The 12,927-nt window shown below is 67.0% G+C and carries 14 protein-coding genes and 1 tRNA gene; 9 read left to right on the top strand and 6 right to left on the bottom strand.

The genetic code is table 11. The annotated features are described in order from the left end of the window. Positions 1-3: 3 nt before the first annotated feature. The 5 genes from V5F89_RS05230 to V5F89_RS05210 all read left to right on the top strand — a co-directional run bounded on the left by V5F89_RS05230 (position 4) and on the right by V5F89_RS05210 (position 5,759). Positions 4-1,842 carry an ABC transporter transmembrane domain-containing protein gene (locus V5F89_RS05230; protein WP_338447189.1) on the top strand — a complete coding sequence of 613 codons (1,839 nt, stop codon included), beginning with the start codon at positions 4-6 and terminating at the stop codon, positions 1,840-1,842. 145 nt (positions 1,843-1,987) lie between these two features. Continuing rightward, entirely contained in the window at positions 1,988-4,129 is a 2,142-nt protein-coding gene (locus V5F89_RS05225) for a M13 family metallopeptidase (RefSeq protein WP_338447188.1), read from the top strand. Positions 4,130-4,236: 107 nt separating this feature from the next. After that, on the top strand, positions 4,237-5,046 hold the full coding sequence (locus V5F89_RS05220; protein ID WP_338447187.1) for an undecaprenyl-diphosphate phosphatase: 810 nt from the start codon (positions 4,237-4,239) through the stop codon (positions 5,044-5,046). Between the two features lie 107 nt (positions 5,047-5,153). Continuing rightward, complete coding sequence (locus V5F89_RS05215) at positions 5,154-5,411, top strand: hypothetical protein (RefSeq protein ID WP_338447186.1); 258 nt, start codon at positions 5,154-5,156, stop codon at positions 5,409-5,411. Between the two features lie 78 nt (positions 5,412-5,489). Next, a complete protein-coding gene (locus V5F89_RS05210) occupies positions 5,490-5,759 on the top strand; it encodes a hypothetical protein (protein ID WP_338447185.1) in 270 nt (89 codons plus the stop codon). Between the two features lie 104 nt (positions 5,760-5,863). On the opposite strand, the gene phhA is transcribed toward V5F89_RS05210, so the two are convergent. The 5 genes from phhA to V5F89_RS05185 all read right to left on the bottom strand — a co-directional run bounded on the left by phhA (position 5,864) and on the right by V5F89_RS05185 (position 9,290). Further along, a complete protein-coding gene (gene phhA, locus V5F89_RS05205; RefSeq protein ID WP_338447522.1) occupies positions 5,864-6,754 on the bottom strand; it encodes a phenylalanine 4-monooxygenase in 891 nt (296 codons plus the stop codon). A 203-nt stretch (positions 6,755-6,957) separates the two neighbouring features. Then, positions 6,958-7,033: transfer RNA gene (locus V5F89_RS05200), tRNA-Lys, on the bottom strand. 24 nt (positions 7,034-7,057) lie between these two features. After that, positions 7,058-7,564, bottom strand: a complete 507-nt coding sequence (gene folK / locus V5F89_RS05195) for a 2-amino-4-hydroxy-6-hydroxymethyldihydropteridine diphosphokinase (RefSeq protein WP_338447184.1) — start codon at positions 7,562-7,564, stop codon at positions 7,058-7,060. Next, positions 7,561-8,412, bottom strand: a complete 852-nt coding sequence (gene aguB, locus V5F89_RS05190; RefSeq protein WP_338447183.1) for an N-carbamoylputrescine amidase — start codon at positions 8,410-8,412, stop codon at positions 7,561-7,563. Before aguB ends, folK begins: the two co-directional genes overlap by 4 nt. A 47-nt stretch (positions 8,413-8,459) precedes the next feature. Further along, positions 8,460-9,290: a methyltransferase gene (locus tag V5F89_RS05185; RefSeq protein WP_338447182.1), complete on the bottom strand. Its 831-nt coding sequence runs from the start codon at positions 9,288-9,290 to the stop codon at positions 8,460-8,462. Positions 9,291-9,394: 104 nt separating this feature from the next. On the opposite strand from V5F89_RS05185, the gene msrA reads away from it, so the two are divergent. The 3 genes from msrA to V5F89_RS05170 all read left to right on the top strand — a co-directional run bounded on the left by msrA (position 9,395) and on the right by V5F89_RS05170 (position 11,405). Continuing rightward, positions 9,395-9,961, top strand: a complete 567-nt coding sequence (msrA, locus tag V5F89_RS05180) for a peptide-methionine (S)-S-oxide reductase MsrA (RefSeq protein ID WP_338447521.1) — start codon at positions 9,395-9,397, stop codon at positions 9,959-9,961. A 137-nt stretch (positions 9,962-10,098) separates the two neighbouring features. Next, positions 10,099-10,878, top strand: a complete 780-nt coding sequence (locus tag V5F89_RS05175) for a class I SAM-dependent methyltransferase (protein WP_338447181.1) — start codon at positions 10,099-10,101, stop codon at positions 10,876-10,878. A gap of 239 nt (positions 10,879-11,117) precedes the next feature. Next, positions 11,118-11,405: a hypothetical protein gene (locus tag V5F89_RS05170; RefSeq protein WP_338447180.1), complete on the top strand. Its 288-nt coding sequence runs from the start codon at positions 11,118-11,120 to the stop codon at positions 11,403-11,405. A gap of 24 nt (positions 11,406-11,429) precedes the next feature. On the opposite strand, the gene V5F89_RS05165 is transcribed toward V5F89_RS05170, so the two are convergent. Then, positions 11,430-12,674 (bottom strand): RsmB/NOP family class I SAM-dependent RNA methyltransferase, encoded by a 1,245-nt coding sequence (locus V5F89_RS05165; RefSeq protein ID WP_338447179.1) that lies wholly within the window; start codon positions 12,672-12,674, stop codon positions 11,430-11,432. Between V5F89_RS05165 and V5F89_RS05160 the strand changes: the two genes are divergently transcribed. Then, positions 12,673-12,888, top strand: coding sequence for a DUF1674 domain-containing protein (locus V5F89_RS05160; protein ID WP_425334376.1), 216 nt, complete (start codon positions 12,673-12,675; stop codon positions 12,886-12,888). The genes V5F89_RS05165 and V5F89_RS05160 overlap by 2 nt on opposite strands. Positions 12,889-12,927 lie beyond the last annotated feature (39 nt).

Raw genomic sequence — 12,927 nt, 5'->3', positions numbered from 1 at the left:
GGCATGGATGCGGACCAGCCCGAACCCGACGCGCCCCCCCGCCGCGGCTTGCTGCGCCGCCGCAAGGCGGTGGACGGCGAAGGCCGCCCGGCGCGGTCGCTCGCACCGCTCAGGATGATTTTCCGCGAGGCGTCCCGCTATCCGGGGAAAGTCGCGCTCGCCGTGTTCGCGCTCTTCGTCACCGCCGCCGCGACGCTGGCGATTCCCTGGCGCTTCAAGGTAATCATCGACCGGGCCTTCGGCGGCGAAGCGAACCTCGAGGAGATCGCCCTCGCTTTCCAGTGCCTGCTGATGATCGTGGTCGTGCTCGCGATCGGCACGGCGATGCGGTTCTATTTCGTAAGCTGGCTGGGCGAACGGGTGGTCGCCGACATTCGCCTGAAGGTTCAGCGCAATCTCCTTCGCCTTGCGCCGGGGTTCTACGAGGAGAACAGTCCCAAGGAGATTTCCAGCCGGATGACGTCGGATACCGCGCTGATCGAACAGGTGGTCGGCACCACCGTCTCGGTCGCGCTGCGCAACCTGCTGACGGCGCTGGGCGGCACCGCGATCCTGTTCTACCTCGCCCCCACGCTGACCGTCGGCCTGATCGTGGGCATTCCGCTGGTCATCCTGCCGATCGTCTATTTCGGGCGCCGCATCCGCACGGTCTCGCGCACGAGCCAGGATCGCGTCGCCGATGTCGGCGCGATGGTGACCGAAGTGCTCTCGGCGATGAAGATCGTCCAGGCTTTCAACCAGGAAGAGCGCGAAAGCAGCCGGTTCGCCCAGGCCGTGGAACGCACTTTCGCAACCGCACGGCGACGCATTGCGCTGCGTGCGGCGATGACTTCGATCGTGATCCTGTTCGTCTTCGGCGGGATCACGCTGGTCATGTGGCGCGGCGCGATCGCGGTTGCCAGCGACGAGATCAGCGGCGGAACGATCGCGGCGTTCGTGCTGACCGGGGGCCTCGTGGCCGGCGCCTTCGGGGCGCTGACCGAAGTCTACGGCGATCTGCTGCGCGGCGCGGGCGCGGCCAGCCGGCTGGAAGAGCTGCTGGCCGAAAAGCCCGAGATCGCCCCGCCGGCCCGCCCCCTCGCGTTGCCGGAGCCGCCCCGCGGCAGCCTGTCGTTCCGCGGAGTCAGCTTCCGTTATCCCACGCGCCTCGACGCGCCTGCGCTGAAGGATTTCACGCTGGAGATCGAGCCGGGCGAAACGGTCGCGCTGGTCGGCCCCTCGGGGGCCGGCAAGTCCACGGTGTTCCAGCTTGCCGAGCGCTTCTACGACCCGCAGGCGGGCACGATCCGGCTCGACGGCATTCCGCTCACGAGCGCCGACCCGGCCGACATCCGGCGCCGCATCGCCCTCGTCCCGCAGGACGGCGTGCTGTTTTCGGCCAACGCGCGCGACAATCTTCGCTACGGCGCATGGGACGCCAGCGACGAGGATATCTGGGAAGCGGCACGCGCGGCCAATGCCGACCGCTTCCTGCGCGACCTGCCGGACGGGCTGGATACCTATCTGGGCGAAAGCGGCACCCGCCTTTCCGGCGGCCAGCAACAACGCCTCGCGATCGCGCGCGCCCTGCTGCGCGAGGCGCCGATCCTGCTGCTCGACGAAGCGACGAGCGCGCTCGACGCCGAAAGCGAACAGCTGGTCCAGCAGGCGCTCGACCGGTTGATGAGCCAGCGCACCACGCTGGTCATCGCGCACCGGCTGGCGACGGTGCGCGCGGCCGACCGGATCGTGGTGATGGACGAAGGGCGAATCGTCGAACAGGGCACGCACGGCCAGTTGAGCGAGGCAGGCGGGCTCTATTCACGGCTCGCGGCGCTCCAGTTCGCAGCCGAGGCCGCCTGATCGAGCCGGCAGGTGCGGAACCAATCTATGAAGTTGCAACTGAAACCGACGAACGACTGCGAAGGCCGCCCGCACCCTTCTATGGTGAATGCCAAAGGATCGCCGCATCCTTGGGACTGACTGAAATTTCCGGGAGAAACCGAAGATGATCCGCACTCTGCTCGCCGGGGGCGCCAGCGCGCTCGCGCTCGTTGCCGCCGTTCCCGCCCAGGCGCAGCAATCGGCCCCGGCGCCCGCCGCCGAGGAAACGCCGCTGCCGACGATGAGCTTCGGCGAATGGGGTTTCGACCCGGCCTATATCGACGAAAGCGTCGATCCGGGCGACGACTTCTTCGCCTATGCCAACGACAAGTGGCTCGCGGCCAATCCGCTGCCGCCGGAATTCAGCCGTTTCGGCGCCTTCAACCTCCTGCGCGAGAAATCGACCAGCGACGTGAAGGCCCTGGTCGACGAACTGGTCGCCAAGGCCCCGGCCACCCTGTCCGCCGATGAACGGCGGATCGTCGATGCCTACAACGCGTTCTTCGACCAGACGGCGATCGACGCCGCCGGGCTGGCGCCGGCACGGCCCTATCTCGATGCGATTCGCGCGGTGGATACCCGTGCCGAACTTGCCACGCTGTGGGGCACGCCCGGCTATGCCTCGCCGCTGGGCGGGTTCGTGACCGTCGATGGCAAGGAACCGACCCGCTATTCGGTCTATCTCGCCTCGGGCGGGCTGGGTCTGCCCGATCGCGATTATTATCTCGACGAGAGCGAGAAGGGTCGCGAGATCCAGGCGAAGTATCGCGAATTCATGGCCTTCCTGTTCGAACAGGCCGGCTATGCCGACCCCGCCGCAACCGCGCAGCGGGTCTATGACTTCGAGGAAGCGATCGCGCGCACCGTCAGCTGGGATCGCGCGACCCGGCGCAACCGCGATCTGACCTACAACGCCGTGACCCCGGCAGAGCTGGCGGCGATGGCGAACGGCTTTCCGCTCGATTCGCTGGTCGCGGCAATGGGCTTTGCCGACACCGACCGCTTCGTCGTCTACGACCTGCCGCCGAGCGAGGCGGAAGCGGCCGAACTCGGCCTGGACGCGGAAACGCTGGGCAAGATCGGCGGCGGCACGCCGGCCATGACGGCGCTTCTCGCGCAGACGCCGGTGGAGGTGCTCCAGGCCTGGACGGTCAAGGAATTCCTCGAAGACAACGCCGCCGTCCTGCCGAGCGCGATCGACGCGGCCGACTTCGCCTTCTTCGGCCGCACGCTGACCGGCACGCCCGAACAGCGCCCACGGTGGAAGCGCGCGATTGCGGAGACCGAGGGGCTGCTGGGCGAACTGGTCGGCGCGTCGTATGTCGAGCGCTATTTCCCGCCCGAGAACAAGGCCGCGATGGAAGAGCTGGTGGAGAACCTGCGCAAGGCGCTGGCCAACAGCATCGCCGAAAACGACTGGATGAGCCCGGCGACCAAGCAGGAAGCCGTCGCCAAGCTGGAAAGCTTCGACCCCAAGATCGGCTATCGCGACAATCTGGAGACCTATCCCGGCCTGGCGATCGCCCCGGGCGCGCCGCTCGCCAACCGCATGGCGGCCGCAAAGTGGCAGTGGCAGGACATGCTGGACAAGCTGGGCGGCCCGATCGACCGGACCGAATGGGGCATGCTGCCGCAGACGGTGAACGCCTATTACAACTCGACCAAGAACGAGATCGTCTTCCCCGCCGCGATCCTGCAGCCGCCGTTTTACGGCATTTCGGCCGATCCGGCGGTCAATTACGGCGGGATCGGCGCGGTGATCGGCCACGAGATGGGGCATGGTTTCGACGACCAGGGATCGAAGTCCGATGCCAGCGGCGCGCTGCGCAACTGGTGGACCGACGCCGACCGCGCCGCGTTCGACAAGCTCGGCGATGCGCTGGTCGAACAGTACGGCAAGTTCTGCCCGCTCGACGACGGGGAAACCTGCGTCAACGGCCGTCTGACCCTGGGCGAGAACATCGGCGATGTCGGCGGGCTGAGCCTTGCCTATCGCGCCTACAAGCTGTCGCTGGATGGCAAGGAGGACAAGGTCATCGACGGCCTGACCGGCGACCAGCGGTTCTTCCTCGCCTGGGCGCAGGTCTGGCGCTCGCAACAGCGCGAGGATAACGCACGCCAGCGGCTGCGGACCGATCCGCACAGCCCGGAAGAATACCGCGTCAACGGCGTCGTGCGCCAGATGGACGCCTGGTACGATGCCTTCGGCGTGACGCCCGACGATGCGCTCTACCTGCCGCCCGAGGAACGCGTTCGCATCTGGTGAAGCGCCGGCCCATTCCGCCCCCGGCCGGTGCGCCGGGGGCGATTTTCCCCCTTCCCGACCGCATTAGCGTTTGACACGCGCCGGAGCCTTGCCATGAGGCCGACCCGATGAGCCTGACCCTGACCGCGATCCTGCTCGGCATCCTCGAAGGGCTGACCGAGTTTCTCCCCGTATCCTCGACCGGACACCTGATCCTGGCGCAGGCGTTCTTCGGGTACGATCCCGTGCAATGGCGCCAGTTCAATATCGTCATCCAGCTCGGTGCGATCCTGGCCGTGGTGGTGACATACTGGAAAACCTTCTGGACGATGGGTCTCGGCTTTCTGAAGCTGGAGAACGAGGCGCTGCGTTTCGTCCGCAATATCCTGCTCGGCTTCGTGCCCGCCGCCGTGATCGGGCTCCTCGCGAAAGATGCGATCGACGTCATGCTGGGCACGCCGCTGGTCGTTGCCGGGGCGCTGATCGTCGGCGGCATCGCGATTCTGGTGCTGGAAAAGACCATCCCCGCGCGCGAGGATGTCGGCGTCGCCGGGCTTTCCTGGAAAACGGCGATAGCGGTCGGCTTCGCGCAATGCCTCGCCATGATTCCCGGCACCAGCCGCTCCGCCGCGACGATTCTCGGCGCGCTGGCGATGGGCGTCGGGCGCAAGACCGCGGCCGAATTCTCGTTCTTCCTCGCAGTCCCGACGATGCTGGGTGCCGCGACCGTGAAGATTTTCGACGAACCCGCGCTGCTTGCAGGAGAGGCGACGGTGGGCTGGAGCGAGATCGCCCTGGGCTTCGTGGCGTCGTTTCTGGTCGCGATGGTCGTGATTCGCGCTTTCGTCGCCTATGTCAGCCGGCACGGTTTCGCACCTTTCGGCTGGTATCGGATCGCGCTCGGCCTGTTCGCTCTCGGGTGGTTCACACTCGGCTGAGCACCGGCCCGAGATGTGTAATATTCTGTCAAAACGTCGCAACAGGCGGAACGCGGCTCGCGCTCCGGGGTTCTTCCCCTATGAACGGTCGCGGATGCTGACAGACAATGGGTTTGTTGATCTTCCTCGTTACAGGAGCGCTTCTCGGCTGGCTGGCGGCGATCGTCGGCCGGATCGAGGACGGTCCGCGGATAACGGCAAATCTTGCGGCCGGCGGTGCGGGAGCATCGATTCTCGGCACGCTGGCCAACCGCGGTTCGGTGCTTTCCGGCGCCAGCGCGATTTCCATCCCGGCAGCCGTGGGCGGCGCGTTGATCGCGATCGCGATTCTCACTCTGCTGCGGAACCGATCCGCCGGAAAGTAATATAGGTAAACACTATTCACGCACGACCGAGTCCCGTGTATGGCTCGGTCACCCAACAAGCAAAGGGGAAGGACTGAGATGAAAAGCATTTTCAAAGGCGCGATGGTCGCGTCGGTTGCCGCCATGGGCCTCACTCTCGCCGCTTGCGACAGCCCGGCCGAGAACGCCGCGGAAGATCGAGCGGACGCGGTCCGCGACGCAACCGCGGCCCAGGCGGATGCGATGGAGCACGAGGCCGAGACCCTCGACGGCGCAGCCGAAGAGCAGATGGAAGCCGAGGCCGAGGCTCTGGAGAACGCCGGCGAAGAGAAAGCCGAAGCGATCGAGGAATCGGCCGAAGGCATGTAAGTCTTCGCTGACGATGAATGCGGGAACGGCCTCGGAGCGATCCGGGGCCGTTTCTTTTTGCGCGGTGCCTTGCGCGGGCGGCTGTTCCCTGCGCCAGCGCGGTGTCAGACCGGTTGCGCCCCGCTGCCGCGCCCGCCGCGCAGCAGATATTCCTGAGTGCCGCGATGGACCACGTTGTCGACGTCGATTATCGCGGAATTGGCATAAGTGAATGCCGGCGGCAGGTTGCGATAGAGGCGGTCGAAATCGCGCTCCACGGTTTGGCGGTAGAGATCCTCGAAGCTTTCGATGACGAAATAGGTCGGCTGCAGGTCGCTGATGACGTAGTCGGTCCGCATCACGCGATCGACGCTGAGCATGATGCGATTGGGGCTGCGCCCCTCCACCGCGAAAACCACTTCGGTCGGGCCCGACAGTATGCCCGCGCCATAGGCGCGCACTTCGCCCTGTTCGAGCATCAGCCCGAATTCCACCGTGTACCAGTAAAGCGCCCCCAGCGCCTTGAGCCGGTTGTAGCGCATCGCCTTCCACCCGGCCTTGCCGTATTCCTGCATATAGTCGGCATAGACCGGATCGGTCAGCATCGGCACATGGCCGAACACGTCGTGAAAGACATCCGGCTCCTGGATATAGTCGAACGTCTCGCGCGTGCGGATGAAATTGCCGGCCGGGAACCGCCGGTTGGCGAGGTGCCAGAAGAAGACGTGATCGGGGATCAGCATCGGCACCGGCACCACACTCCACCCGGTGAGCCGGTCGAGTTCTGCCGACAGCCGATCGAAATCGGGCACGCCGCCCTGACCGAGATCGAGCTTTTCCAAGCCGTTCATGAACGCGCTCGCCGCGCGGCCGGGCAGGACCTCCATCTGGCGGGCGAACAGGTCGTTCCAGATCGCGTCCTCTTCCGAGGAATATTCGGTCTGCTTCGGCTCGAGCCAATCTTCGCCGACGTGCGCCGGCCTTTTCAGCGGCGCAGTGAACACCTCCTCCGGCATTTCCGGGAGAGTGGTGAAATCCTGGGGTTCGGTTGCGGTCGTCGTCGTCATGGTTTCGTTTGTAACCAATAGCAGGTCGGCCGCACGCTGACAAATGCTGGCCGTCCCCATAGCGCAGCTTGCCCGCCATACCCGACCAGACGCCGCACCCGCCAGGGCGAAGCGAACACAAGCGAACCGGCAAATGGCGAAATCGGGAGAAATGGTGAGCCCTGCTGGGTTCGAACCAGCGACCTACTGATTAAAAGTCAGTTGCTCTACCGACTGAGCTAAGGGCCCTTGGACACGGTGTGTCGAGGCCGGTCACCTAGGCAGGGGGCGCGGCCGGGTCAAGCGGGCATGGAGCTGGCGAAGCGAAAGGCCTGTCGTCGGATCGCGCCAGCACGGGGCGATCGCGGCCGCAGGCTCCAGCACGAACCGCCGTTCGCGGAACGCAGGGTGGGGGATTTGCAGCCCCTGCGCCGCAAGGGCGCCGCCGCTCCACAAGATCAGGTCGATATCCAGCACGCGCGCGCCCCAGCGCTGCCCGCGCCGACGCCGGCCGAATGCGCGCTCGATGGCCTGCAGCGCCGCCAGCATGTCCTGCGGCGCAAGGCCGGTCGCAAGCACCGCCGCGGCATTGGCATAGCGCCGCCGCGAGGGGCCGAGCGGCGCGCTTTGCACCACGCACGATACCGCCCGGACGCCGAACTGCCGATCCAGCTCGATCAGCGCAGCATCGACCACGGCGCGTGGAGAGCCGAAGGCCGGATGGCGCATGTTGGAGCCAAGCGCGACCAGATAGCGATGCCGCGCGGCGCCGGCGGTCACACGTCCTCGCAAATGCGGCCGTAGAGCTGCGGCCGCCGGTCGCGGAAGAAGCCCATTCCCGCCCGATGCCGGGCTGCGCGCGCGAGGTCGATCGTGGCGACCAGCGCGCCGCTTTCGGCGGCGGCGAATTCCTGCACGATGTCGCCCCACTCGTCGGTGATGAAGCTGTGGCCGTAGAACGCCTGGCCGTCCTCGGTGCCGATGCGGTTCGCCGCAATCACCGGCATGCAGTTCGACACGGCATGGCCGAGCATCGCGCGGCGCCACATGCGGCTGGTGTCGAGGTCGGCATCGTAAGGCTCGGAGCCGATCGCGGTCGGATAGAAGAGAAGCTCGGCGCCCATCAGCGCCATGATCCGCGCGCCTTCGGGGTACCACTGGTCCCAGCAGATGCCCACGCCGATCCGGGTGCCGAACAGGTCCCACACCTTGAACCCGTCGTTGCCCGGGCGGAAATAGTATTTCTCCTCGTAGCCGGGGCCGTCGGGGATATGGCTCTTGCGATAAGTGCCCATGATCTCCCCGTCGGGGCCGATCATCGCCAGCGTGTTGTAGTAGTGGTGCCCGTCGCGTTCGAAGAAACTGGTCGGGATCGCGACCTTCAGCTTGCCGGCGAGAGCCTGCATTGCGACCACCGACGGGTGCTGCTCCACCGGCCGGGCGAGAGCGAACAGCGCCTCGTCCTCCACCTTGCAGAAATAGGGGCCGGAAAACAGCTCGGGTGGCAGGATCACCTGCGCGCCCTCGGCCGCGGCCCGCTCGACCAGTGCCGAGACGGCATCGATATTGGCCTGCTCATCCCCGGACGACAAGTCGAGCTGCAGCGCGGATACGGTGATTTCGCTCATGCCCGCCCGTTACCGGCGCACCGGGACAGAGTCCACGGGCGGCAGGTTCAGCGCTTGCGGAACAGCAGGGTCATACGGTCGCTTTCTCCCCGATTCTCCAGCTCCGCACGCTTGGTCGCAAGCGTCGGCGGCATTTCCCAGACCCCGCCGGGATGATCGGCGCTGTCCCGGGGATTGGCGTTGATCTCACTGGCCGCGACCAGTTCGAAGCCGAGCGCCTCGACGAAACCGATAACATCGTCCTGCCGCAGGTAGCCCTTGCTTCCATCGGCATAGTCCGCCGGCGCGTCGGCCCCGGCCCGATGCTGGACGATGCCGAGCATGCCGCCGGGCTTGAGCAGGTCGCGCATGGCCTTCAGCTCGCTGTCGGCGATGTTCCAGCGCATGAGGTTGTGCAGCATGCGCACGACCAGCACGCGATCGAACGTGCCCTGGTCCGCTTCGGTCATGCTATCCAGCGTCATGCCGGCGAAATTCGCCTCCGGCTTGCCGGTCCAGCCGGCAACTTTCCCCGCGAACTCGGCGGCACCCTTGCGGATATTGGCCTGCCTCTCGGCATCGAAGGGGCCGGATTCGGGCGTGAAATAGAGGCCGACCAGCTCGCCTTCGTCGGCCAGGTAATTGCCCAGCACGCGCGAGTACCAGCCGCCGCCCGGGGCATATTCGCCCACTTTCATGTCCGGCGCGATGCGGAAGAAGGCGATCGTTTCGGCCGGATGGCGGAAAGCGTCGCGCGCGCGGTCCGCGTCGCGGTTGGTCGCGGCGACCGCGGCCTCGATCGCGGCATGATTTTCGTGGCCGGCGCCGTCCTGCGCCGCCCCGGGCACGGCAAGCGCGGACACGGCAAGCGAAGCGGCGGCGGCAAGCAGGTAACGCATCGGATCTTCTCCATCGGCAGCAGGGGCGCCACTCTACGCCCACAGCCGCCGATGACAAGCAAGTCCGCGCTTCCTATCTCGGCCTTCGAAGGAGAATGGCGATTATGGCGAACAGCGAGCAGGCGATCGTTGCCGGCGGGTGCTTCTGGTGCACCGAGGCGGTCTTCCGCGACGTGATCGGAGTCGAGACGGTCGAGAGCGGATATATCGGCGGCACCGTGCCCAACCCGACCTACAAACAGGTCTGCTCGGGCGAGACCGGCCATGCGGAAGCCGTGCGCATCGCTTTCGACCCCGACACGATATCGCTGGCCGAGATTTACGATGTCTTCCTGGGCACCCACGATCCGACGCAGCTCAACCGCCAGGGGAACGATGTCGGCACGCAGTATCGCAGTGCGATCTTCCCGCTCGACGAGGCGCAGCACGCAGAGGCCGAAGCGGCCATCGCGCGCTGGAATGCGGAGCACGAAGGGCAGCAGGCCGTCACCACCATAGAGGGCCTGTCGGGGGGCGAGCAGACAGCGGAGTGGTATCCGGCCGAAGACTATCACCAGGAATACTGGGAAGGCGAAGGCCAGCGAAACCCCTATTGCCTGGCGGTGATCCCGCCCAAGATCATGAAGTTGCGCAAAAGCTTCGCCGCCAAAGCCAAAGGCGGCCAGGCCTGATCGGTTGACGCCCGGCGGCGGGCGTCGACACGCTTTTCTGCAGACACCTCCGGCCTAAGGCCCGGGCTGGCCGACATTGCTTTGCTCGATCCTTCACGATACATGCGGTGTTACGTGATTCGCCGAGGTTGCGCCATATGCAGAAGTTCGAAGATCCGGGCCATTGGGACGATACCGCCCGTCACTACGAGACGACCGCACACCCGTTTACCGCGCTCTATGCCGAAGTGGCTCTTTCGCGCGTGCCGATGGGGCCGGGCAGCGCGGTGCTGGATGTCGCGGCCGGCACTGGCGCCCTGGCGCTCGCCGCGGCGCGGACCGGCGCGCGGGTGCTTGCGACCGACTTTTCGCCCGGAATGGTCGCCGCCATCGCCGCCAAGGCAGTGCCCAATGTCGAAACGGCGGTTATGGACGGCCAGGCGCTTTCGCTGGCCGACGGCACGTTCGATGCTGTCTTCTCGATCTTCGGGGTGATCATGTTCCCGGACTGGCGCAAGGGGCTGGCGGAGATGGCGCGGGTGACCCGCCCCGGCGGGAAAGGCGTCGTCGCCACCTGGGAAGACAGCGGAGCGGCAACGTTCCTGCTGTGCCGCCAGGTATGCCGGAAACTGTTCCCCGGCCGGGAAAACATGCCGATGCCCGAAGGGGTAAGGGCTCTCGGCAGCCCGGACGACTTCAGGCGCGAAATGATTGCGGCGGGTTACGCCGAGGTGGCGATCGAGAAAGTGACGCGCGATTTCGAACTCGAACTCGCAGCGCTCGACACACCCGACGATCTGTTCGGAATGTCGCCCGATTGGATCGGCCTGGCCGATGGCGAACAGGCCGCGGTGATCGCAGAGATCCGGCGCATGGCCGGGGACCGCTCGATCCTGCCGGTTCCTTCCACCGCCCTCGTCGCCGTCGCGCGGCGCTAAGCCGCGAAGGATGCGCACCGCATTTCCGCAGGTGTGCCGAACGGAACGATTTCCTCGCTCGTTCGCTACGCTTTTCGTAAGCGCGGGTCGGTGCTTGTGCGGGGCAGTCGAGAGGACGCCGATGTCGAAAGGCAAACCGGAGCAGCTACACCGGCAAGCAGAAGCGCAAAGGCGGCAGGAAGAGCCGCTGATGGCCCCGTTCACTGGAAACCCGCGCTTTCCCCGAAGGAGGGGAGAGGATGCAGACATATAGACTGATTTACGAAAACGACCGTCACGGCGCCGCCAAGCGGATCGAATTCGAAGCATCGAACGCCACGGGCGCACTCAAGATTGCGGGCAAGGAAGCGCAGGGCCGCTGGGCGCAGTTGTTCGAGGGCGATCGCTTCGTCTGCCGTATCGAACGGATCGATCCCGACGGCGCGAACATCTGGATCGTGGCACACCGGGCGGAAACGCATCGCGACGAACCATCCACCGGCGCAGTCGCGGACGGGATCGTCGTCGTTCCCGCCACACGGCAATGAGCCGAGGCGGCGACGCGCGGCCTCTCAATCGCACCCTTGCCCGAGCCAGCGCGCGATGAAGAACCCGTCGAGACCGCCTTCGTCCGCCAGCATCCCCGGATCGGTCCGCAACCATCCGTCGTCATGCGGGGCGAGCCCCGCGGGCAGCGCGCCACCGTCGATCGGATCGGGGCGCAGGGGGACGGCGGCCGTCTGCCCTTCGCCTTCCTCGCGTTCCAGCGAACACGTCGCATAGACCAGCGTTCCGCCCGGCTTGAGCCAGCCGACCGCGCGCGCGAGCAGGGCGCTTTGCAGATCCCCCATCTCCGCGATCTGCCGCGGCCCGACCCGGTGCAGCACCTCGGGGTGGCGCCGCGCCGTGCCGGTGGCGGTGCAGGGCGCGTCGAGCAGGATCGCGTCGAAACGATGCTTCGGCTGCCATTCCAGCGCGTCGGCGCGGACCACGCCGGCCTCCAGCCCGGTGCGTTTCAGATTCTCGCGCAGCCGCTCCAGCCGCCGCTTGGAGATGTCGAGCGCGGTGACGCGCCAGCCCGCGGCGGCGAGCTGGAGCGTCTTGCCCCCGGGTGCGGCGCACAAGTCGAGCACCTGGCGCCCCTCGCCGGCACCGAGCAGGCGCGCCGGGAGCGATGCGGCAAAATCCTGCACCCACCAGGCCCCGTCGGCAAATCCGGCGAGCTTTTCGACCGCCGCGCCCCGCGGCAGGCGAAGATGGCCGGGCATGAGACTGTCGGCGCCCAGCTGCACCTTCCAGTGTTCGGTCTGCGCAGGATCGCGCAAGGTCAGATCCAGCGGCGGCGGTTCGGCCAGGCCGCGGGTGATCGCCGGCGCCCGCTCGCCCCATCGGGCGGCCACGGCAGCGGGCAGGGTCGGCGCTTCGGGGAGCCTGGCGTCCTGGCGCGAGAGCGTGGAGAAGACGCCGTGCGCCAGTCGGCGCGGCCCGCCCGCCAGCAGGGGCAGTGCGGTCGCGATCACGGCATGCGGCGGCGTGCCGAGCCGCATCCACTGGGCCAGCATCAGACGCAGCACCGCCCGCGGCTTGGTATCGGACGGCAGCGGCTGCCGGGTCGCGCTGTCGATCAGCGCATCGAAGTCGACCAGCCAGCGCAGGGCCTCGCTCGCGATCGCGCGGGCCAGCGCCTTGTCTTCTGCCCGGCGCACGTCGGCAGTCGCGCCGGCAAAAGCCTGATCGAGCGTCTCGCCCCGGCGCAAAGCGGCGTCGAGCAGACGAAGCGCCGCACGGCGCGCGTGAATTCCGGGGGGCTGGGCCATGCCCCGCGCCCTAGCTGCGCTTGAAACGGCGCGCCAGTGCGCGCATCTTCGGGCGATGACCAAGCGCGCAACCGAACGGCCACGGAAATTCACGAAACCGGCACACTGGAGCAACGATCCGGTGCCCGCGCCCCGGCCGCCGGACAACCCGGAAAGGCTCAGCCCCACCCGTTACGGAGACTGGGTGAAGGACGGCATCGCCATAGACTTCTGACCCCGGCGGGCCCGGTCGCATCCGGTCGCACCGCCCCGC

Source organism: Pelagerythrobacter marensis (genome assembly GCF_036700095.1).
In the GTDB taxonomy this organism is placed as follows: Bacteria; Pseudomonadota; Alphaproteobacteria; order Sphingomonadales; family Sphingomonadaceae; genus Pelagerythrobacter; species Pelagerythrobacter marensis_A.
The sequence above is the reverse complement of the archived record's forward strand: the minus strand, read 5'-3'. Positions and strand labels throughout refer to the sequence as shown.